The sequence below is a fragment of the Actinocorallia sp. B10E7 genome, from assembly GCF_039871655.1.
Lineage (GTDB): Bacteria > Actinomycetota > Actinomycetes > Streptosporangiales > Streptosporangiaceae > Actinocorallia.
In genome coordinates this window covers 100926-122692 of record NZ_JBDPLZ010000013.1, presented here as the reverse complement: position 1 = coordinate 122692, position 21767 = coordinate 100926, and the positions used below count along the sequence as shown (strand labels likewise).

The 21767-nt window shown below is 72.8% G+C and carries 18 protein-coding genes; 9 read left to right on the top strand and 9 right to left on the bottom strand.

Features of this window, described 5'->3' with window-relative positions:
- Positions 1 to 3: 3 nt before the first annotated feature.
- Genes ABGB12_RS31520 through ABGB12_RS31500 form a run of 5 tightly spaced genes read right to left on the bottom strand, consistent with a single transcriptional unit; the run spans position 4 to position 4901 of the window.
- A complete protein-coding gene (locus ABGB12_RS31520) occupies positions 4 to 957 on the bottom strand; it encodes a type II secretion system F family protein (protein ID WP_347683578.1) in 954 nt (317 codons plus the stop codon).
- Positions 954 to 1877: a type II secretion system F family protein gene (locus ABGB12_RS31515; RefSeq protein WP_347683576.1), complete on the bottom strand. Its 924-nt coding sequence runs from the start codon at positions 1875 to 1877 to the stop codon at positions 954 to 956. The genes ABGB12_RS31520 and ABGB12_RS31515 overlap by 4 nt, the downstream gene beginning before the upstream one ends.
- A complete protein-coding gene (locus ABGB12_RS31510; protein WP_347683574.1) occupies positions 1874 to 3178 on the bottom strand; it encodes an ATPase, T2SS/T4P/T4SS family in 1305 nt (434 codons plus the stop codon). Before ABGB12_RS31510 ends, ABGB12_RS31515 begins: the two co-directional genes overlap by 4 nt.
- A complete protein-coding gene (locus ABGB12_RS31505) occupies positions 3179 to 4090 on the bottom strand; it encodes a hypothetical protein (protein ID WP_347683572.1) in 912 nt (303 codons plus the stop codon).
- A 4-nt stretch (positions 4091 to 4094) separates the two neighbouring features.
- Positions 4095 to 4901 (bottom strand): hypothetical protein, encoded by an 807-nt coding sequence (locus ABGB12_RS31500; RefSeq protein WP_347683570.1) that lies wholly within the window; start codon positions 4899 to 4901, stop codon positions 4095 to 4097.
- A gap of 430 nt (positions 4902 to 5331) precedes the next feature.
- On the opposite strand from ABGB12_RS31500, the gene ABGB12_RS31495 reads away from it, so the two are divergent.
- The 3 genes from ABGB12_RS31495 (at position 5332) to ABGB12_RS31485 (ending at position 10613) form a co-directional block, all read left to right on the top strand.
- Positions 5332 to 9798 carry an FtsK/SpoIIIE domain-containing protein gene (locus ABGB12_RS31495; protein WP_347683568.1) on the top strand — a complete coding sequence of 1489 codons (4467 nt, stop codon included), beginning with the start codon at positions 5332 to 5334 and terminating at the stop codon, positions 9796 to 9798.
- Positions 9799 to 9876: 78 nt separating this feature from the next.
- The gene (locus ABGB12_RS31490) at positions 9877 to 10239 is read left to right on the top strand and encodes a hypothetical protein (RefSeq protein ID WP_347683566.1); all 363 of its coding nucleotides are present in this window, start codon (positions 9877 to 9879) and stop codon (positions 10237 to 10239) included.
- Complete coding sequence (locus ABGB12_RS31485) at positions 10236 to 10613, top strand: hypothetical protein (protein ID WP_347683564.1); 378 nt, start codon at positions 10236 to 10238, stop codon at positions 10611 to 10613. Before ABGB12_RS31490 ends, ABGB12_RS31485 begins: the two co-directional genes overlap by 4 nt.
- A gap of 54 nt (positions 10614 to 10667) precedes the next feature.
- On the opposite strand, the gene ABGB12_RS31480 is transcribed toward ABGB12_RS31485, so the two are convergent.
- Entirely contained in the window at positions 10668 to 11387 is a 720-nt protein-coding gene (locus tag ABGB12_RS31480; RefSeq protein WP_347683562.1) for a phosphatase PAP2 family protein, read from the bottom strand.
- A gap of 215 nt (positions 11388 to 11602) precedes the next feature.
- Positions 11603 to 11875, bottom strand: a complete 273-nt coding sequence (locus ABGB12_RS31475; protein WP_347683560.1) for a WXG100 family type VII secretion target — start codon at positions 11873 to 11875, stop codon at positions 11603 to 11605.
- Positions 11876 to 12121: 246 nt separating this feature from the next.
- Here ABGB12_RS31475 and ABGB12_RS31470 point away from each other — a divergent pair, with 246 nt between their 5' ends.
- The 6 genes from ABGB12_RS31470 (at position 12122) to ABGB12_RS31445 (ending at position 19251) form a co-directional block, all read left to right on the top strand.
- Positions 12122 to 13867: a biotin carboxylase N-terminal domain-containing protein gene (locus ABGB12_RS31470; protein ID WP_347683558.1), complete on the top strand. Its 1746-nt coding sequence runs from the start codon at positions 12122 to 12124 to the stop codon at positions 13865 to 13867.
- Positions 13868 to 14084: 217 nt separating this feature from the next.
- The gene (locus tag ABGB12_RS31465) at positions 14085 to 14447 is read left to right on the top strand and encodes a YciI family protein (RefSeq protein WP_347683556.1); all 363 of its coding nucleotides are present in this window, start codon (positions 14085 to 14087) and stop codon (positions 14445 to 14447) included.
- 2 nt (positions 14448 to 14449) lie between these two features.
- A complete protein-coding gene (locus ABGB12_RS31460; protein ID WP_347683647.1) occupies positions 14450 to 15700 on the top strand; it encodes a DUF6596 domain-containing protein in 1251 nt (416 codons plus the stop codon).
- 152 nt (positions 15701 to 15852) lie between these two features.
- A complete protein-coding gene (locus ABGB12_RS31455) occupies positions 15853 to 17169 on the top strand; it encodes a hypothetical protein (protein ID WP_347683554.1) in 1317 nt (438 codons plus the stop codon).
- Between the two features lie 43 nt (positions 17170 to 17212).
- Positions 17213 to 17767 carry a TetR/AcrR family transcriptional regulator gene (locus tag ABGB12_RS31450; RefSeq protein WP_347683552.1) on the top strand — a complete coding sequence of 185 codons (555 nt, stop codon included), beginning with the start codon at positions 17213 to 17215 and terminating at the stop codon, positions 17765 to 17767.
- A gap of 74 nt (positions 17768 to 17841) precedes the next feature.
- Positions 17842 to 19251: a DHA2 family efflux MFS transporter permease subunit gene (locus tag ABGB12_RS31445; RefSeq protein ID WP_347683550.1), complete on the top strand. Its 1410-nt coding sequence runs from the start codon at positions 17842 to 17844 to the stop codon at positions 19249 to 19251.
- Here ABGB12_RS31445 and ABGB12_RS31440 read toward each other — a convergent pair.
- Entirely contained in the window at positions 19248 to 20933 is a 1686-nt protein-coding gene (locus ABGB12_RS31440; RefSeq protein WP_347683548.1) for a phospho-sugar mutase, read from the bottom strand. The two genes, ABGB12_RS31445 and ABGB12_RS31440, sit on opposite strands and share 4 nt — an antisense overlap.
- A complete protein-coding gene (locus tag ABGB12_RS31435; RefSeq protein WP_347683546.1) occupies positions 20930 to 21724 on the bottom strand; it encodes a purine-nucleoside phosphorylase in 795 nt (264 codons plus the stop codon). The genes ABGB12_RS31440 and ABGB12_RS31435 overlap by 4 nt, the downstream gene beginning before the upstream one ends.
- Between the last annotated feature and the right edge of the window lie 43 nt (positions 21725 to 21767).

The following is a 21767-nucleotide window of genomic DNA, read 5'->3' as shown; positions in this document are numbered from 1 at the left end:
CTCCTAGAAACTGATGACCTGCACGGCCGACGGGTAGATCAGGAAGACGAGAAAGCCCAGGCAGAAGGACAGCTGGGCGATGAGCATGGTCTGGGAGTTCTGTCCGGCCCTGCCCTCGATGGTGGAGATCTCCCGGCTGCGCATCGAGCCGGCCCGCGCCGAGAGGGACTGCCTCACCTTGGCCCCGTCGTCGGCGACCAGGGCCAGCGCGGCGGCCAGGTCGGCCAGCTCCGCGACGTCGATCTCCTCCCCCAGCACGCCCAGGGCCTGCCAGGGCGTCATGCCGGCGATCCGCGCGTTGGCCAGCGCCTCGCGGATGCGCAGCATCGGCCAGCCGGAGCCGACCTGGGAGGCGGTCATCAGCGCCTCGGGCACCCCCCGCCCCCCGGCCAGGTTCATCGCCACCAGGTCGAGGAACGCGCCGACCACGTGCCGGAAATCGTCGCGGGCCTCGGCGGCGGCCTGCCTCAGCTGGAGGTCGGGGAAGAAGAACGCCACCCCGGCGAAGGCCAGGCCCGCCCACAGCGGGATGCTCAGCGAGATCCCGCCGGCGAACATCACCAGCACCACGAACACCGGGGTGAAGGCGAACGCCGCGAGCGGCGCCAGCACCTTGCTCGCCAGGTACGTCTCGTAGTCGCGGCCCAGGATCGCCAGGTCGGCGCGGGTGCTGCGCAACTCCCAGCCCCGGTCCTCGCAGAACTTCGCCAGTTCCCGGCCCAGCTCCGTCTGGACCCTGTCCCTGCGCCGCTCCGGCTTGTCCTCCGTCTCGGCCTGCCGGTCCGGCTTGGCCGACAGCACAGGACGCGTCCCGGCCTTGCCGGGCTGGGCGCGCCTGGCGACCTCGTCGTACTCCGACAACCTGGACCGCAGTCCCCTGCGGGCCGGGAAGAGCGCTCGGAGCAGGACGAACAGCCCCAGCCCGACGACCGCCCCGGCGAGCATCGCCCCGGTCACCGGCCCACCCCCGCGTCCATCGCGGCCCTGCCGCGCAACGGCTGGGCCGTCTCGGCGGCCGCGGCCGGATCGTTGTCTCCCAGCAGCCTCTGCGGCAGCTGGAACCTGGCCAGACGGCGCAGCCAGAAGAAGCCGAGCGCGTACAGGGCGACCACCGCCGCGAGCACGATCTGGCCGACGAACGTGCTGTAGGGCGCCACATACCCGGGGTTGAGGACGGTCAGCACGAGCGCGAACCCGACCGAGAACGTCACGACGATCTGGACGCTGCGCCGGGTGGACGCGCGGTAGGCCGCCACCCGGCGGCGCATCTCCAGTTCGGTGCGGGCCGAGGTCGCCAGCGCGCCGAGCATCTCGCGCAGGCCCGGCCCGCGCAGCCGGGCGTTGAGGATCAGCGCCGCGACGATGAGGTCGGCGGAGGAGTCGTCGAGGTCGTCGGCGAACCGGCGCAGCGCCTCGGGCAGCGGGACCCGGGTGTGCATCCGGTCGACCAGCGCGCGCAGCGGCGGTTGCAGCGCGGGCGCGGCGGCCCTGACCGAGGCGGGGATGGCCTGCTCCAGGCCGACCGCCCCGGCGATGGTGTCGCGCAGCGACTCCGCCCAGGAGGCCAGGCCCTCCAGCCTCGCCATGGCGCGGCGCTCCTCGGCCGCGCCGCCCGCCACGCTCTCCCAGCCCAGCACCAGCAGCGCCATGCCGCCCGCGACGACCACCCACCGGGTGACGATCAGCGCCACCACCCCGACGATGATCGCGATGCCCGTCCGGGTGGTGATCGCCTTGATCAGCTCCTCGCGGGAGCGCGGGGCGCGCCTGCCGGGGCGGGCGGGCAGGCCGCGCAGCGCCAGCACCAGCAGGAGGAGGCCGGCCGCCGCCGTCCCTCCGGTGAAGAGGGCGAGGAGGACGTCCAGGTCGAGCGTCACCGCCACACCACCGCCGTCCGCTGGTCGTAGCCGAACTCGGCGAGCTCCTCGGCGCAGGCGATGGGCGCGTGGACCCTGGCGGCGCCGTCGGGGCCCGGCGCGAAGATCTCGGAGGAGAGCACCCGGCCGTCGCAGCCGGTCACCTCGCGGACGCTGGAGACGAACCGGCGCAGCCTGCCGCCCCGGTGGTAGTCGTTGCGCTTGTCGATGAAGACGACGAAGTCGATGGCGCCCGCGATGAGCATGTGGGTCGCCTCGATCGGCAGCCGCTCCTCCGACTGGATCGCATACGTCGCGATGCGGTTGAAGACCTCCATCGAGGAGTTGGCGTGGATCGTCGACAGCGAACCGTCGTTGCCCTGGGTCATCGCGTTCAGCATGGTGACGATCTCGTCGCCCAGGACCTCGCCGACGATCACCCGGGACGGGTTCATGCGCAGCGAGCGGCGCACCAGTTCGGCCATCGAGATCTCGCCGTGCCCCTCGGAGTTGGGCAGCCGCTGCTCGAACGCCACGACGTTGGGGTGGAGCTCGGGGAACTGCTCCAGGCCGAGCTCCAGCGCGCGCTCGACCGTGATGAGCCGCTCGTGCGGCGGGATCTCGTTGGCGACGGCGCGCAGCAGCGTCGTCTTCCCCGCGTTGGTCGCCCCGGAGATCATGATGTTCTTGCGGGCGCCGACCGCGGCGCGGAAGAACACCGCCAGCTCCGGCGAGAGGGTGCCGGTGCCGATCAGGTCGTCCAGGAACACCTTGCCCAGGCGGGCGCGCCGGATGGACAGCGCGGGCCGCTGGGTGACGTCCATGACCGCCGAGAGCCGGGACCCGTCGGGCAGCCGCAGGTCCAGCTGCGGGTTGGCGGTGTCGAACGGGCGCGACGACAGGCCGGAGTAGGCGGCGAGGATCTGGATGAGCTCGACGAGCTCCTCGTCGGAGTCGGCGACCGGCTCGCCCATCACCTCGCGGCCGTCGGAGTAGGACAGGAACACCCGGTCGCAGCCGTTGATGTCGATGTTCTCTATCTCCTGGTCCTCCAGGAGCGGCTGGAGCCGGCCGACGCCGAACAGCGCGGCGTGGATGCCCGCCGCGTACTCCTCCTCCTCGTCGGGGGTCGGCGGGCGGCGCCCGTAGCCGATCTCCGAGCGGGCGTGCTCCTCCAGCACCTGGGAGATGAGGGCGCGGGCGAACTGCCGTTCGTCCTCGGGGGACATGGGCGGCAGGCCCGAAGCGGCGTCCAGCCTGCGCTGGTGGGCCAGCCGGTCGCCGACCTCCTGCCGGAGCCGTTTGACCAGGACGTGATCCATCTAGCGGCCCCTTCCGTCTCCCAGGATCCGGTGCGATCCGGACTGGTGGGAGCCGGGCTGCCCGCCCGGGCGCTGGAAGGCCTGCTGGGGGCCTGTGGTGTGCCCCCGGTACGGCTCGGACGTCACCGCCGGACGGTTCTGGGCGGACTGCGCCACGCGCTCCAGCGCGGGCCGCTGCATCAGGTTCCCGGCCAGCTCGCGCGCGGAGCGGATGAGCAGGGACTTGTCGAGTCTGCCTCCCCACTCGCCGCGCAGCATCTGCGCGCCCTTGGGGTCGTAGGCCAGCCCGCCGAGCACCTGGGCGGGCAGCTTCGACTGGGCCAGCACCCGCTCGACCTCGGTCAGCGAGCTGCGGTAGCCGCGCGGGTCCGCGACGACGATCACGCCCAGCTGGGCGCGCTGCTGGGGCAGGTCGGCCGACAGCTGGGAGATGCGCTCGCGCAGGTGGGCGACGTGCTCCAGGGTGGCGTGGGTGACCAGGACGACCAGGTCGGCCTCGCGCAGCAGCTCCAGCAGCCCCGCGCCGGGCCCGAGCCTGCCGCAGTCGGCCAGCACGTCCACGCCCGGCAGGATCGCGAACGAGCGGCCCAGCGGGCTCCACAGCCAGTCCAGGCCCTTGGACTGCTCGGCGTTGGTCAGCCCGACCAGCACGTCGAGGCCGCCGACCAGGCGCTGGGTGTGCGGGGCGATCTGCTCGGGGCGCAGGCCCCGCCTGGCCTCGGTGGCCAGCGAGAGCATGCCCTTGGCCGGGTCGAGCATGCCGTGCTCGCCGGGCAGCCGGTAGACGAGGTCCCCGCCGGCCGGGTCGCATTCGGCGACCAGGACGGGACGGGGCCAGACGGCGCCGAGCGCCACCGCCGCGGTGGTGACTCCGGGCGCGCCCTTGTCGGCGGCCAGTGCGATCAGTGCCAACGGGTCACCCGCCCGGCTTGTTCGTCGGCTGCGGCTTGGACTGGGGCTTGGTCTGCGGGGCCTGCGGCATCGTCACCGTGGTGCCCGGCGGGACGACCACGGCCGCGACGTCCCCAGCCGAGGCCGCCATGGTGATGGCCGGCGCCTGCTCGGGCAGCACCTCGACCGAGACGCGGACGGTGGTGCCGGTGCTCGTCCGCGACGGCACCAGGGAATCGTCGGCCTGCGTGGAGGGGACCTTGTACACCAAGGCGTCGGCCGACAGCATCGTCCCCGGCTTGACGCCCGACTCGCTGCGCCCGCCGACCGCGTAGAGGGCGAGCCTCTGCCCCACCTTCAGGCCCTCGCTCGGCAGCTGGCCGGCCTTCAGTGACAGGCCGACGAGGACCCGCCCCTTGGCGGTGTCCTGCGCCTGGGTCGTCATGCTGTTGACGAGCAGCGCGCCTGGGGTCAGCGGCACCTGGGCGTACGACCTCGTCACCTTGTCGAGCTCACTCCAGCTCACGTACTGGATGCCGGTGTCGCCGATCGACACCTGCTTGAGCGCAGTCTTGGGGATCAGTTCACCGGCGGCGACCGGCTTGTCGATGGCGATCGCCGAGACCCGTTGGCCGCTCTGGATGACGAGGTAGGCGCTGATCAGCGCCCCGCCCAGGATGAGCAGCACCGCGAGGGCAGCCAGGGCGGGTTTGCGCTCCCGCGGCGGCACCGGCAGCCGCTGTCCGGCGGAGGCCGCGAGGCCCGTGCCGAGGCCGCGGGGGCCGGTGTTGTCGGTGCCGGTCGTCGGCTGACTGGGCTGACTGGTCCTCATCGCTCTGGCCACTCCGGGGGGTATCCGAGCACTCTGCAAACGGCCGGAGCGACCATGCTCGCGGTCTTGACAACCTCTCGTCAATGGATTCCGGTAGCTGACGCACTCTCGTAACCCGGCGTAAGAAATCAACCGTTTTTCGGAAGTTGTTCTGTGCCATCCCCGCACATTCGCGCAAGGCGCATGATCATGCGGAACGGCAGCTCCGCTACCCTTTTCCTCGAAGGCGCAAACATAGTCTCCGTGCCGGGAAATCACCGCCGATCCGATGGATCTGACTGGTACCTGACCGCAGATTCGTCATGAGTGCTGAACGCCGCCGTCCGGAACGGGGCCTCGTCCACAGGACGTCATTCGACGGCTCCCGCGCGCCGGGCTCCTGTGGGACTCTTGTGCCGACCTTCCGTCCCCGGCGAAGCGGGAGTGGTGCGTGCGGATCTCGTTGACGGCCCTGGGCGGCTCCGGCCCTCGTGACGTCCTGGTCAGCGGCGACGCGGACGCGTCGGTGGCCGCCGTCGCGCGGACGCTGGCGGGACTGCTCGCGCAGCAGGACCGAGAACCCGGCCAGAACGGACACGACGACCAGGTCGGCCAGAAGATCGTCTCGCTGCAGCAGGCGATCTACACGGACGGGCGCATGCTCGACCCCACGGCGCGGGCCGCGCGGGAGCTGCGCGACGGGGCGATCGTCACGCTGGACGCCTCCACCGTCCCGGCCACCATGACGTCCGAACCCGACGGGCTCGTCGAGGTCCGCGTCGTCGGCGGGCCGGACGCCGGGCGGGTGCACCGCCTGGGGCCGGGCACCGCGCACATCTCACCGGGGGTCACGGTGACGGTGGGTCGCTCGGGCACCACGGTGCGCGCCTCCCGGCCGGCGGTCCTGGACGGCGAGGAGCTCCTCGAGGAAAGGCCGTGGCCCGAGGGCGCGGTGCTCTCCTGCGGGAACACGGTGCTCTCTCTCATGCCGAACACTTCTCCGGACACCCATCTGGAGCCGCTTCCCCAGGGTCTGGCGTTCAACCGGCCGCCCCGGATAGCGCCGCGGCGGGAACCGAAGAGAATGAAGGTCCCCCACCTTCCGGAAAAACAGGGAAAAGAACGGCTCCGGCTGTTCGGCGCGCTTCTCTTCTCGGTGTTCGGGCTGGTCATGGCCTGGGTCCTGGGGCAGTGGTATTGGGCGCTCTTCGCGCTGGCCTGGCCCCTGATGATGGTCGCCGAATGGATCGGCGACCGCATGTACGGCAGGAAGTCCTACAAAAAGGCATACCAGGAATACCAGCTTAAATCCGCCTACTTTGCCAGGGATCTGGAGGCGCTGCGGCGGGCCGACGAGCGGGACCGGCGGGCCGCCCACCCCGACCCGGCCGAGATCCTGCTCACCGCCACCGGGCCGCGGCGGCGCCTGTGGGAGCGCCGCCTGAACGACCCCGACACCCTGCACCTCCGCCTCGGGCTCGCCGACCTGCCCGCCGACGTCGAGTTGCAGGGGAGCGAGGAGGACGTCCGCGAGGCCCTCGCCCGCGGCGACCAGCCGCTGCCGCCGATCGCGCGGAGCGTCCCGGTGGCGCTGCCGCTCACCGAGTACGGCGTGCTGGGCCTCACCGGGCCGCGCGAACGGTCCCGCGAGGTCGCGCGCTGGCTGGTCGCGCAGGCGGCGGCGCTGCACAGCCCCCGCGACCTGTCGGTCGTCGTGCTGGCGGCGGACTCCGCGCCCGCAGCCGACGAGGACTGGAACTGGGTGCGCTGGCTCCCGCACTGCGCGCCGCGCGAGGGCGAGGAGTGCGTGGCGCTGGTCGGCGCGGACCCGGCGGGCGCCGCCGCGCGGGTCACCGAGCTCGCCATCAAGATCACCGAGCGGCGGCGGGGGCGGCAGCAGGGGTTCTTCGACGCCTCGTCCCGGCCGAAGGCCGAGGTCCCCTACAACATCCTGCTCGTCCTGGACGGCGCGCGGAGCCTGCGGCGGGTGCCCGGCATGCCGCAGGTGCTCAAGCACGGGCCCGAACACGGCGTCCACGTCATCTGCCTGGACGACGAGGAGCGGCTCCTGCCCGAGGAGTGCACCGTCGTCGCCTCCTGGGCCGACGACGACCACCTGCGGCTGCGCGGCCACGCCCTGGAGTCGCTCGGGCCGGTGCTCGCCGACCGGGTGAGCGCCCTGTGGGCGGGACGGCTCGGCCGGGCGCTGGCCCCCGTCAAGGACGTCTCCCGCGAGGACACCGCCGAGGCGCTGCCCGCCGCGGCCCGGCTGCTGGACCTGCTCGGCCTGCCCGACCCCACCCCCGCGCACATCCTCGACGGCTGGAAGCGCGGCGGGCGCGGCACCCGGGTGCCGATCGGCGTGGGCGGAGGCGGCCCGTTCGAGGTCGACCTGAGCGCCGACGGCCCCCACGGGCTCATCGCCGGCACCACCGGCGCGGGCAAGTCCGAGCTGCTGCAGACGCTCATCGCCTCGCTGGCGGTGCACAACCGGCCGGACGAGATGACGTTCGTCCTCATCGACTACAAGGGCGGCGCCGCCTTCAAGGACTGCGCGGCGCTCCCCCACACCGTCGGGATGGTCACCGACCTCGACGGCCGCCTCACCGAACGGGCGCTGGAGTCGCTCGCCGCCGAGCTGCGCCGCCGCGAGCACCTGCTGCTGAAGGCCGGAGCCAAGGACATCGAGGACTACCAGGCGGCCCGTTCGGCGCAGGCCGCCCCGGCCGGGCGGCTCCCGCAAAGCGTGCCGCCCCCGCGCGCCGGCCACGCGGCGCAGGACGGGCGGGGGCCGGAGAGCGGGTTGCCGCCGCTGCCCCGGCTGGTTCTGGTCATCGACGAGTTCGCGGCGATGGCCGCGGAGCTGCCCGGGTTCGTCGACGGGCTGGTGGACATCGGCCGCAGGGGCCGCTCGCTGGGCGTGCACCTGATCCTGGCCACGCAGCGGCCCGCCGGGGTGGTGACCGCCGAGATCCGGGCCAACACCAACCTGCGGATCGCGCTGCGGGTCACCGACGCCGAGGACTCCACCGACGTGCTGGAGGTCCCCGACGCGGCCCGCATCTCCAAGGCGACGCCCGGCCGGTGCTACGTGCGGTCGGGGGCGGGCAGCCCGTCGGCCGTGCAGTCGGCGCGGATCGGCGGACGGCGCGGCGGCGGCAACCGGCCCACCGAGGCGCGGACGCTGGGCTGGGCCCAGCTCGGCCACCCCCTGCCCGTCCCCGAGGAAGAGCAGGACGAGCAGGTCACCGACCTGGCGGTGCTGGTGCGGGCGATCGCCGAGGCCGCGCGCAAGGCCGGCGTCCCGCCCCAGCCGAGCCCGTGGCTCGCCCCGCTGCCCGACGCCGTCGTCCTGTCCCCGCGGCCCGCCGCCGGGGGCTCGGTGGTGCGGGTCCCGCCCGTGGAGTTCGGCGTCACCGACCTGCCCGCGGAGCAGGGCCGCGCGCCGCTCACGCTGGACCTGGAGAACGACGGGCACCTCTACCTCGCCGGGTCCGCCCAGTCGGGGCGCACGACGGCGCTGCGCTCCCTCGCCGGGGCGCTGGCCGCCTCCTGCACCCCCTACGACGTGCACCTGTACGCCGTCGACTGCGGCGGCAACGGGCTGGCCCCGCTGGCCGCCCTCCCGCACTGCGGCGCCGTCGTCTCCCGCGACTCCTACGACCGGGTCGAGCGGCTGCTGAACGCGCTGGGCGCCGAGGTCGGGCGCCGCCAGCAGCTGCTCGCCGAGGCGGGGTTCGCCTCGCTGGCCGAGCAGCGCGCCACCGTCTCGGCGGGCGAGCGGCTGCCCTGGATGGTGCTCCTGCTGGACCGCTGGGAGGGCTTCACCGCGTCCTTCGAGCACTACGACTACGGGCGGCTCGTCACCGCCCTGCTGCGGCTGCTGCAGGAGGGCGCCGCGGTCGGGCTGCGCGCCGTCTTCACCGGCGACCGGACGGGCCTGATGGGCCAGGCCGCGATGGCCTTCGACCGGCGGCTGATCCTGCGCATGGCCGACCCGTCCGACTACGGATACGCGGGCCTGCCCGACGCGCGCATCCCCGCCCGCATGCCGGCGGGACGCGCCCTGCGCGTCACCCCCAACGCCCCGACCCTGGAGTCCCAGATCGGCCTCCTCGGCCAGGACCCGTCCGGAACCGCTCAGGTCGCGGCCCTCCACGCGATCGCCTCCGCCGCCTCCGCCCGCTACGGCAGGGTGCGGCCCGGCCCGCTGCGGGTGGACGAGCTGCCCGCCCGCATCACCACCGAGGAGGCACTCGCCCTCGCCCCCGATCTCCGTGCTCCGTCGGCGCTGTGGTGCCTGGTCGGCGCGGGCGGCGACACCCTCTCCCCCGTCGGCATCGACCTGCTGGAGGACGGCCCGTCCTTCATCGTGGCGGGCCCGCCGCGCTCGGGCCGCTCCACCACCCTGATGACGATGGCGCGTTCGCTCCTCGAGCGGGGCGTCCCCCTGCTGGCCGTCACCCCCCGCCGCTCCCCCCTGCGGGAGCTGCGCGACGTCCCCGGCGTGCTGGCCGTGCTCGACTCCACCGCCGAGGAGGCAGAGGTGGAGGCGATCGTCGCCCCCGAGCACCGTTTCGTCGTCCTCGTCGACGACGCCGAACTCATCGACGAGACCGAGCTGGGCGACGCCGTCCAGTCCCTGCTGCGCAGCGCCCGCGACGGCGAGCACGCCGTCGTCATCGCCGGCGCCACCGAGGACCTGGGCCGCGGCTACCGGGGCTTCATCGCCGACGCCCGCAAGACCCGCACCGGCCTCCTCCTGGGCATCCAGTCCCCTGACGACGGCGAGCTCTTCGGCCTCCGCCTCCCCCGCAACGCCACCTACACCGGCCCCCTCGGCCGCGGCCTCCTCATCCTCGCCGGCACCCCCACCCCCGTCCAGGCCGCCCTGCCTCCGGCCCTCACCGAAGGCTGACCCCGCCGAAGACCGACCGCCACTTCGAGTAACGCGAAGAGCACACATCGCGATGGCCGTTCGTGTCAGGATCCGGTCATGACACTCAGCTTCGGGGAGGAGCGAGACGTGCCGGGGGCGGCGGAGTCCTCTGCCCGCGCTCGGCGGATGGAGCGTCTCGAAGCACCTTCCTTCCAGGTCGACGACCGTATGCGGCGGCATCTCGTCGCGCTCGCGGCGGAGCAGGGCGTCTCCGTGCAGGAACTCCTGGAAAGCGCCTTCGGCAGGCCCCGCGAACCCGAGCTGGCCGAGCTCGAGGAGCAGCGGCGACGCCTGTACGACTTCCTGCTCGCCGAGTACCGCGCGAACGTCAACCCCCGGGGGACCCGCACCGACTGGGAGCGATGGCTCGCCGAGGGCGCTCCGGCGGAGGAGATCCCCTCCGACGCGAGGTCTCGGTGATCCCGCACATCCTGGACCACACCGCGCTGGCCGCGATAGGCAGCCGCCACATGGCGCAGATCATGGTCGAGGCCGCCAAGGAGCCGGGGCGACCGCTCCTGGTCCCCGCGCTCTGCCTGGCCGCCGCGGCCGCGCACCGGCCCGGTCTCGGCGAGTTCCTGCTGACCCTGGACAAGCTCCAGTTCCTGCCTCTGGGTGGAGTGGAGGGCTACTCCCTGGGCGAACTCGTCAGGAGCGGCACCGACTGGGCCTTCGCTCATGCCGCCTTCGAGGCCCGCCCCAAGGCGGACTCCCTCGAGGGGCGGCCGATCTGCACCGTCTTCCCCGCCGAGTACCGGGGCATGGGCGTGACCACCCTCAAGATCGTCCCCTGAGCCCTCGGCGGACGCCTGCCCCGAGGCGGTCCGGAAGCCGCGTTCGGCGGGTCTTCACCCGTCCCCGGTGCCCGCGGACGGGTGAACGGGACGGGGCGGGCGCAGGAGGACCAGGGCCAGGGCCAAGAGGAGGACGGCGACAAGGGCGTCCAGCCAGTAGTGGTGGGCGGTGACGACCACCACGAGCAGGGTGGCCAGGGGGTGCAGGAGCCACAGGAGGCGCAGGCGGGCGCGGGTCGCGGCGATGAGGCCGATCGCGATGAGCAGGGCCCAGCCGACGTGCAGGGACGGCATCGCGGCGTACTGGTTGGAGAACGCGTCGACCGCGGAGCCCCCGTAGGGGCTCTGCCCGTGCAGGACCCCGGTGTCCGTCATCCCGAAGTCCTCGACCAGGCGGGGCGGGGCCAGGGGGACCGTCACGTGCAGCAGGAGCCCGGCGGCGGTGAGGACGGTCAAGACCCGTCGGATCCACAGGTAGTGGACGGGACGCCGCAGGTACATCCACAGCAGGAAGACGATGATCGCCGGGAAGTGCACGGTGGCGTAGTAGGCGTTGGCGGCCCGGACGATCAGGTCGTGGTCCAGTACCAGCCGCTGGAGCGCGTCCTCCCCGGGCAGGCCCAGAGCGCGTTCGAGCCGCCACAGCTCCCGCGCGTTCTCCCGCGCCTCGCCGACCCGGCCGGCCGAGACCAGCCGCCCCAGCCGGTAGGCGGTGTAGAGGACGGTGAGCAGCACGAGCTCCCGCGCCGCCGGAGGAAACCGGCCGAAGAACACCGCCGCGCTCCTCCGCCGACGCGATGATCCACGCGAGACCGAAGACGCTCCTCCATCCGCCCCGCGATCCGGGCCGGAAGGGCCTCGAGACGCCGCACCGCCCCTCCCGCGATCCGGGATGGGGGATGCCGAAGGTGAGGTTCCGTCCGGACCGGGGTCCGGGACGAGGGGGTCCGGCGGGGACGGGGGCCCGTCTCCGTTCACTCCGGGGCCGGTCAGCGGGTGGCGGCCTCGATGTTCTGCTGGGAGCGGCGGACGTCGGCGGAGCCCTCCTCGAGGGCGACGGCCATCTTGTCGAAGGCGGACTTGGCCTCGGCCCAGGCGGCGCGGAAGCGGTCGGCTCCGGGGCCCCACCAGATCTCGGTGGAGCCGACGGTGCGGCCGTTGAGGTCCTTGATGAGGGCGTCGAGGTTCTTGGAGTGCCGGGAGAACAGGCGGGCGAGTTCTTCCATCTGGGCGATGTTGCCGCCTCTGCGGTCCGCTCCCATGGGCTGGTCCTTCCGCTTGTCGAGCCGGTTACCGGCGTACCTTCCACAGCTCACACCACTTCGACCCCGCGCGTCCGGGAGGCGACCGCATCCGGCCAAAACCGCTCACAGCCGCCGCCCCAGCTGCGAAAGCGCCCAAATAAGGAGGCGATTACGCAGCAGAAATCCCGATTCCCTAAACTCGCGTTCCGACGGGTCAGGTCAGGGGTGATCCCTCTCGACGGTTCTCAGGGACGGAGACGTACGTTGCGGAAAGTTCTCATCGCCAACCGGGGCGAGATCGCGGTGCGGATCGCACGCGCCTGCCGGGACGCGGGGCTGGGCAGCGTGGCGGTCTACAGCGAGCAGGATCTCGACGCCCTGCACGTACGCGTGGCCGACGAGGCCTACGCGCTGGGCGGGCAGAGCGCGGCCGAGTCCTATCTGAGCGTGGACAAGCTGCTGAAGATCGCTGCCGACAGCGGCGCTGACGCGGTGCACCCCGGCTACGGGTTCCTGGCGGAGAACGCCGACTTCGCCCAGGCCGTGCTCGACGCCGGCCTGATCTGGATCGGCCCGCCGCCCGCGGCGATCACCGCGCTGGGCGACAAGGTCCAGGCCCGCCACATCGCGCAGAAGGTCGGCGCTCCGCTGGTCGCCGGCACCGCGGACCCGGTGTCGGGCGCCGAGGAGGTCGTGGAGTTCGCCAAGGAGCACGGCCTTCCGATCGCGATCAAGGCGGCGTTCGGCGGCGGCGGCCGCGGCCTGAAGGTCGCCCGCACCCTCGAAGAGGTGCCCGAGCTGTACGACTCGGCGGTGCGCGAGGCCGTCGGCGCGTTCGGCCGCGGCGAGTGCTTCGTGGAGCGCTACCTGGACAAGCCCCGGCACGTGGAGACCCAGTGCCTGGCCGACCGGCACGGCAACGTGGTCGTCGTCTCCACCCGTGACTGCTCGCTGCAGCGCCGCCACCAGAAGCTGGTGGAGGAGGCCCCCGCGCCGTTCCTGAACGAGCAGCAGCTGGAGCTGCTGTACTCCTCCTCCAAGGCGATCCTGAAGGAGGCCGGCTACGTCGGCGCGGGCACCTGCGAGTTCCTCGTCGGCCAGGACGGCACGATCTCCTTCCTGGAGGTCAACACCCGCCTTCAGGTCGAGCACCCGGTCACCGAGGAGGTCACCGGCATCGACCTGGTCCGTGAGATGTTCCGCATCGCCGACGGCGAGGAGCTCGGCTACGGCGACCCGGTGGTGCGCGGCCACTCCATCGAGTTCCGCATCAACGCCGAGGACGCCGGCCGCGGCTTCCTCCCGGCGCCCGGCACCATCACGGACCTGCAGGCCCCGACCGGCCCCGGCGTGCGCCTGGACTCCGGTTACGTCGCGGGCCAGACGGTGCCGCAGTCGTTCGACTCCCTGGTCGCCAAGCTGATCGTCACGGGCGCCACCCGCGAGCAGGCCATCGAGCGCTCCCGCCGGGCCCTGGCGGAGTTCGTCATCGAGGGCATGCCCACGGTGATCCCCTTCCACCGCGACATCCTCACCCAGGACGCCTACATCTCGGCTCCGTTCTCCGTCCACACCCGGTGGATCGAGACCGAGTACGACAACAAGATCGAGCCGTACGCCGCCGCCACCGAGGTGGAGGAGCCGGCCGAGCGGCAGAAGGTCGTCGTCGAGGTCGGCGGCAAGCGCCTGGAGGTCGTGCTGCCCGCCGGGCTCGGCGCGGGCGCGGCTCCGGCCGCCGCGGGCAAGGCGGCTCCCAAGCGCGGCAAGAAGAAGGGCGCCGCCGCCGCTGCCAGCGGCGACTCCCTGGTCTCCCCCATGCAGGGCACCATCGTCAAGATCCTCGTCGAGGAGGGCGCTGCCGTCGCCGCCGGCGACACCGTCGTGGTCCTGGAGGCCATGAAGATGGAGCAGCCCCTCACCGCGCACAAGGCCGGCACCATCACCGGCCTGTCCGCCGAGGTGGGCCAGACCGTCACCAGCGGCGCCGCCATCTGCGAGATCAAGGACTGACCGCCCCGATTCCCGTCCCGAAGGCCGGTGCCCGCGCTCTCCGAGCGGGGGCACCGGCCTTCGGCCGTTCCCGGGCGCCGCGGGCCCTGACCGGCCCTTTCCCCGACGCCCCGAGACCCTGTTAAAAAAAGTCGAAGAAAAATCGGCGGGGATGTCGAGGGGGTGGCCCCGGCTCCGACCGAGGGGTGACAGCACACCGAAACGAAGGGGCACCGCGATGAAGTACCTGCTGATGATCTACGGGAACCAGGAGAAGTGGAACTCGTTCCCGGCGGAGGAGTGGCCCGAGGCCGTCGCCAGGCAGGACGCGTTCAACAAGAAGTACACCGAGAGCGGGGAACTGCTGGGGGCGTACGGGCTGGCGGACGCGGCGAACGCCAGGCTGGTGCGGCGGCGGAACGGAGTTCCCGCGATCACCGACGGGCCCTACCTGGAGACCAAGGAGTACATGGCCAGCTTCTACCTGCTGGACTGCGAGAGCGAGGAGCGGGCGCTGCAGATCGCGGCGGACATTCCCTTCGCCGACCAGGACCCGGTGGAGCTGTGGCCGATCCTGCACGACGGCTCGGCGGACGCGTGAGCGTGCCCTCCCGCCCCGAGGACCTGCTGCGCGAGCTCGCGCCGCAGGTCCTCGGGGCCCTCGTCCGGCGGTACGGGCAGTTCGACCTGTGCGAGGACGCCGTCCAGGAGGCGCTTCTGGCCGCGGCCCTGCAGTGGCCCGCCGAGGGCGTTCCGGACAATCCCCGGGGCTGGCTGGTCGCCGTCGCCTCGCGCAGGCTGGTGGACCAGGTGCGGGCCGAGCGGTCCCGCAGGTCCCGCGAGGACCGCGTCATGCTGGCGATCCCGCAGTCGGAGCTGCTCGGCAGGCCCGCCGACGCCGACCCGGAGGCCGACCGGGACGACTCCCTGACACTGCTCTTCCTGTGCTGCCATCCGGCCCTGTCCACGCCGAGCCGGATCGCCCTGACCCTGCGGGCCGTGGGCGGCCTGACCACCGCGCAGATCGCCGCGGCCTTCCTCGTCCCGGAGGCGACGATGGCCCAGCGGATCAGCCGGGCCAAGCAGGGCATCAAGGCATCCGGACTGCCCTTCCGGCCTCCCGGGGCCGCCGAGCTGGCCGAACGGCTCGGCGAGGTGCTGCACGTGCTCTACCTGATCTTCAATGAGGGCTACACCTCCTCCGGCGGCGACCGTCTGACCGCCCCCGCGCTGTCCGGGGAGGCCATCAGGCTCGCCCGCCTGCTCCACCGCGCCCTTCCCGGCGAATCCGAGGCCGCGGGGCTGCTGGCCCTGATGCTGCTCACCGACGCCCGCCGCCCGGCTCGCGCCACCGCGGACGGGGCGCTCGTGCCCCTGGACGAGCAGGACCGCGCCCTGTGGGACAGGGCCCTCATCGACGAGGGAACCGCCCTGCTCACCCGTGCCCTGGGCGATCCGAGCCCCCTGGGCCCGTACCAGCTCCAGGCCGCCATCGCCGCCGTCCACGCCGAGGCCGAGGAGGTGGAGGCCACCGACTGGCTCCAGATCCTCGCCCTGTACGACTTGCTGGAGAGGATCGCCCCGAACCCCGTGACCTCCCTCAACCGGGCGGTCGCCGTGGCCATGGTCCACGGTCCCGCCGCCGCGCTGGAACTGCTCTCGGTGCTGGAATCCGATTCCCGGCTGGCCCGCCACCACCGCCTCCTGGCGACCCGCGCCCACCTCCTGGAACTCCAGGGCGAGCGTTCCGGCGCGGCGGCCGCCTACCGTGCCGCCGCCCACCGGGCTCCCAGCGTCCCGGAGCGCCGCCATCTCCTCTCCCGGGCGGCCCGCCTCACCCCCGAGGCGTCCTGAGCCGCCAGAGGGTGACATAAAGCCAACAATCCATGTCACATCGGGCTGCTGCGCGGCGCGACCGGCGGCGACCCGCACACGCTCGTCGCCGACCGAGCAGTCTTTAGCGGCCTTTTGCGATTAAAGAGCCACAAACTGCGCAGTATGGACATATGAGATCACTGCGTGTGCTCTTCCTGCTCCTCGTCCTGCTCGCGGCGGGCCTACCGGCCGCAGGCGCACGGGCACACACGACGAACGCCGTGAAGGCGCCGGATCCGCAGGTGGTCTCCGCGCTGCGCAGCGAGCGGTTCTACGCCTCGCCCGACCAGACGACGCTGGACCCGGCGGGCATCGCCCGGGTCAAGCGGGCGCTCAAGGAGTCCGAGTCGCCGGTGTACCTCGTGGTCACCGGCGACCTGGGCACCGACCAGAGATCCAGTCAGTACCTGTCCGACGTGGCGAACGCGGTGGGCAGCACCGGCGTCTACGGGCTGCTGTCCGGACGGCACTTCGTCGCCGGATCGCTCGGGCAGACCGGGCTGAACCGCGGCGAAGCAGGCAAGCTCGCCGCGGAGGCCGCCAACGAGCACCAGGGAAGGCCCGCCGACGGGCTGGTCTCCTTCGTCGACTCGGTGAACGTCGCCAGCGGCCGGAAGCCGTCCACCGCCAGCAGCGCCCTCACCTACGGATTCCTCGGGGTGCTGCTGCTCCTGGTGGTCGGCGGCTTCTTCTACGTCCGGGCGGGCAGGCGCCGCCGGGCCAGGGAGGAGCAGCGGCAGCTCCAGGAACTGAAGCAGGGCGTCCAGGAGGACGTCACCCGCCTCGGCGAGGACATCGCCGCCCTCGACCTCGACCTCGGCGATCCGAAGGTCGACCAGGCGGCGAAGGACGACTACGTCCACGCCCTGGACGCCTATGACCGGGCCAAGGCGGCGACCGAGAACGCCCGCACGTCCCAGGACATGGAGGGGGTCACCCAGGCCCTGGAGGACGGCCGCTACGCCATGGTCGCCGTCCGGGCGAGGCAGGCGGGAGAGCCGGTGCCCGAACGCCGCCCGCCCTGCTTCTTCAACCCCCAGCACGGCCCGTCCGTCCGGGACGTGGTGTGGGCTCCGGCCGCGGGTCAGCCCCGCGAGGTGCCGGCCTGCGCCGCCGACGCCGAGCGGGTCGAGAACGGCCACGACCCCGAGGCCCGGATGGTGGAGGTCTCCGGGCAGCGCCGCCCCTACTGGGAGGCCGGACCGCAGTGGGCCCCCTACGCGGGCGGCTACTACGCCGGCTACGGCGGTTTCGGCATGCTCAACTCGATCCTCCTGGGCACCGCGATCGGCTCGATGTGGGGCGGCGGGTTCGGCATGGGCTACGGAGCGGCCGACCAATCCGACGGATTCGGCGACTTCGGAGGCGGGGGCGATTTCGGAGGCGGAGGCGACTTCGGGGGATTCGGCGACTTCGGCGGCGGAGGTTTCGGCGGCGGCGACTTCTGAGACGGGGTTGCGTGGTTAGTTATCAGTCACTAACCTCATTTCCATGAGCCCGAGGATGAGCGCGGAGGAGCGGCGCACCTGCGTCGTCGCCGTGGCGATGAGCGAATTCGCCCGCGGCGGTTACGAGGGCACCTCCACCGAGTCCATCGCCAAGGGGGTGGGCGTCTCCCAGCCCTACCTGTTCCGGCTCTTCCCCAACAAGCGGGCGATCTTCCTCGCCGCGGCGCTGCGCTGCATCGAGATGACCCGCGACACCTTCGTCCAGGCCGCCGACGGAGTGCCCCCGGGCGAGGTCTACGAGGCCCTCGCCGTCGCCTACATGGACCTGATCGCCGACCACGAGTTGCTGATGATGCAGATGCAGGTCCAGGTCGCGGTCTTCCAGGCCAAGCAGAGCGGCGACGAGGAGTTCGGGAAGATCATCCGCCGCGGCTGGACGGACCTGTACGACACCGTCTGCCTGCTCCTCGGCGGCGACCACGAGACCAGCACGAGGTTCATGGCGAGCGGCATGCTGATCAACACCATGGTGGCCCTGGACTACGCCCCCGAGGACCGCCTCTGGGGCTGCATGAAATTCCTTCCCTGCGGCCCCTGAACCGCGGGTCCCGCGCGGGCCCGGGCTTTACCTGTCCAAGAAAGTTAGTGACCAATCACTACCTGAGGAGTGGGATGAACACCCCCCGCGGCGCCCTCGTCTGGACGCTCGTCATCACCGGCCTGGCCGGCTTCATGGCCAACCTCGACAACCTCGTCGTCACCACCGCCCTCCCCTCCATCCGCACCGACCTCGGCGGCGGCCTGGAGGAGCTGGAGTGGACGGTCAGCGCCTACACCCTGCCCTTCGCGGTGCTGCTGCTGCTCGGCTCCGCGCTCGGCGACCGGTTCGGACGCCGGCGGATGTTCGGCGTGGGCGTGGCGGTCTTCACCGCGGCCTCGGCCGCCGCGGCCCTGTCCTCCGACATCGAGCAGCTCATCGCCGCCCGGGCCGTCCAGGGCGTGGGCTCGGCCGTCATGATGCCGCTGACCCTCACCCTGCTCACCGCCGTGACCCCCCGGGAACAGCGCGGCATGGTGTACGGGATCTGGGGCGCGATCAACGGGCTGGCCGTCGCGACCGGCCCGCTGATCGGCGGAGCCCTCACCGAGCACCTCTCCTGGCACTGGATCTTCTGGCTGAACGTGCCGATCGGACTGCTGCTCCTGCCGCTCATCCGGCTGCGGATCGCCGAATCCCACGGCCCCCACTCCCGGCTGGACGTACCCGGCACCCTGCTGGCCAGCACCGCCCTGTTCGGCATCGTCTACGGGCTGATCCGCGGCAACGCCGACGGCTGGACCAGCCCGACGGTGCTGACCGGCCTGGCCGGCGGCGCCGTCCTGCTCGGCGTCTTCGTCGTCTGGGAACTGCGCGCCGAGCAGCCGATGCTGCCGATGCGGCTGTTCCGCAGCCGCGCCTTCAGCGCCGCGAACGCCGCCAGTCTGCTGATGTTCGCCGGAATGTTCGGCTCGATCTTCCTGCTGACCCAGTTCCTGCAGACGGCGCTCGGCTACTCCCCGACCGAGGCGGGCCTGAGGATGCTGCCCTGGACCGGCATGCCGATGCTCGTCGCCCCGATCGCGGGCCTGCTGTCCGACCGTTTCGGCGGGCGGCCGGTCATCACCGCCGGGCTGGCACTGCAGGCACTCGGGCTCGGCCTGTTCGCCCTGGTCGTCGCCACGGACGTCGCCTACTCCGTGCAGCTGCCCGCGCTGATCGTCAGCGGGGTCGGCATGTCCCTGTGCTTCGCCCCCGCGGCCGGGATCATCATGGCCAGCGTGCGGCCCGAGGAGCAGGGCATCGCCTCCGGCGCCAACAACGCCCTGCGGGAGCTGGGCGGGGTCCTGGGCATCGCGGCCCTGGCCGCGCTCTTCGCCTCCCGCGGCGGCTACGAGACCCCGCGGTCCTTCGTGGACGGGCTGACCCCGGCCCTGTGGACGGGAGCCGCGGTGCTCGCGGTCGCCGCCGTCTCCGCCCTGCTCATCCCCCGGGCCCGCGGGAAGGCCGCGGACCCGAAGGAGGAGCTCGTCACCGCCGCCTAGGTGGGCAGATGGACGGCGAGGGCCGTGCGCAGGGCGTCCAGCTCCGCGGCGGCCTTCGCCCGCGCCGCCGGGACGTCCTCGCCTTCCACGGGCACGACGACCTCAAGGTAGGACTTGAGCTTGGGCTCGGTCCCCGACGGGCGGACCACCACCCGGGCGCCGCCCTCCAACCGGAACCGCAGCCCCTCGGTGGGCGGGAGGTTGTCGACTCCCTCGGCCAGGTCGTCCACCTTCAGCACCGCCCGGCCCGCCAGTTCGGGGGGCGGGGCCTGGCGCAGCGCCGCGACCGCCCCGTCGATCAGGGACCGGTCGGCCACCCGCACCGACAGCTGCCCGGTGGCGTGCACGCCGAAGCGCCGCGCCTGGTCGTCCAGCAGGTCCAGCAGCGTCCGGCCGTCTCGCTTGGCCTCGGCGGCCAGCGCCGCCACCGCCAGGGCCGCGCCGATCCCGTCCTTGTCGTGCACCGGGACGCCCCGGTCACCGCCCAGGCTGTAGCCGAGGGCCTCCTCGTAGCCGAAGACGAGCCGGTGGGTGGGCGAGCCCGCCCGCATGATCCACTTGAAGCCGGTGAGGGTCTCGCTGTAGTGCGCCCCGTGCTCGCGGGCGATCTTGCCGAGCAGCGACGACGAGACGATCGTGGTCGCGACCAGCCGGTCGTCTCCCTCGGTGCCGCCCAGCACGTACTCGGCCAGCAGGCAGCCGACCTCGTCCCCGGTGAGCATGCGCCAGCCGCCGCCGGGCAGCGGGACCGCCACCGCGCACCGGTCGGCGTCCGGGTCGTTGGCCAGCGCCAGGTCCGCGCCGACCCGTCCGGCCAGCTCCAGCACCAGGTCCATCGCCCCCGGCTCCTCCGGGTTGGGGAAGGCGACCGTGGGGAAGGCCGGGTCCGGCAGGCACTGCTCGGGCACCACCAGCGGCGCGGCGAACCCGAACTCCATGAACGCCCGCAGCGCCGTGCCGGCCCCGACCCCGTGCAGCGGGGTGTAGGCCACCCGGACGTCCCGCGCGTCCCCCAGCGGGATCTGGCGCAGGGCGTCCAGGTACGCCTGGACGATCTCGTCCCCGAGCACCTTCCAGGTCTGGTCGTCCGGGCCGCGGGAACCGCCGGGCGCGATGCCCAGCGGCAGCTCGTTCACCGGGCCGACCGCCTCGATCTCGGCGGAGATCTCCTCGTCCAGCGGCGGGACGATCTGGGATCCGTCGCTCCAGTAGACCTTGTAGCCGTTGTCGCCAGGCGGGTTGTGGCTCGCGGTCACCATCACCCCGGCGTCGGCCGACACGTGCCGTACCGCGTACGCCAGGACGGGCGTGGGCAGCGGGCCCGGCAGCAGCCAGGCGCGGATGCCCATGCCCGACAGCACCGCCGCGGTGTCCAGCGCGAACCGGCGGGACCCGTGGCGCGCGTCGTAGCCGATCATGACGGCCTGGCCCCGCGCCTCCCGCCCGCCCAGCAGCCTGCGGCCCAGCCCGGCCGCGGCCCGCATGACCGTCACCCGGTTCATCCGGTTGGGGCCCGCGCCCAGCTCGCCGCGCAGCCCGGCGGTCCCGAACTCCAGGGCGGAGCCGAACCTGGCGGCCAGCGCCGCGGTGTCCCCGCTCTCCAGGATCAGGCTGAGCTCCGCCTGGGTGACCGGGTCGGGGTCCTGGGCGAGCCAGAGCTCCGCGCGCTCGCGCAGGTTCACAGCCGCTCCACCACCGTCACCAGCAGGCGCCCCATGCGCTCGGCGGCCGCCAGCCCGGCCGCCAGCACCTCCTCGTGGTCCAGCAGGGAGTCCGACAGGCCGGCCGCGATGTTCGTCACCAGGGAGATGCCCAGGACCTCCGCGCCGCCCTCGCGCGCCGCGATCGCCTCCAGGACCGTGGACATGCCGATGAGGTCGGCGCCCAGCGTCTGCAGCATCCGGATCTCGGCCGGGGTCTCGTACGTCGGGCCGCGGAAGGCGGCGTAGACGCCCTCGGCCAGCTCCGGCTCGACGCTCCGGGCCAGCGCCCGCAGCCGCTTGGAGTAGACCTCGGTGAGGTCGAGGAACGACGTGCCGGTCAGCGGGTTGGCCCCGCTCAGGTTCAGGTGGTCGCTGATCAGCACCGGGTCGCCGACCTTCTGCAGCTCCGGACGCAGGCCTCCGGCGGCGTTGGTCAGGACGACGGTCTTCACCCCGGCGGCCAGGGCGGTGCGGACTCCGTGGACCACCGGGTCCACTCCCCGGCCCTCGTACAGGTGGGTGCGGCCGAGGAAGATCAGCGCGTTCTTCTCCCCGACCCGCACCGCGCGGACCTTCCCGCCGTGCCCCTGGACGGCCGGGGCGGCGAACCCCGGGAGGTCGGTGAAAGGCAGTTCGAACTGCGGTTCGCCGATGACGTCGGCGGCCGGGACCCATCCGGAGCCCATGACGAGGGCCACATCGAATTTCTCGAACGTTCGCTCGGTCAGCGCGGCTGCGGCCTCACGGGCCAGCTCATAGGGGTTCTGCACTCCCCCAGGCTAAGGGGACGCTGAAATGGACACACGCCGAATC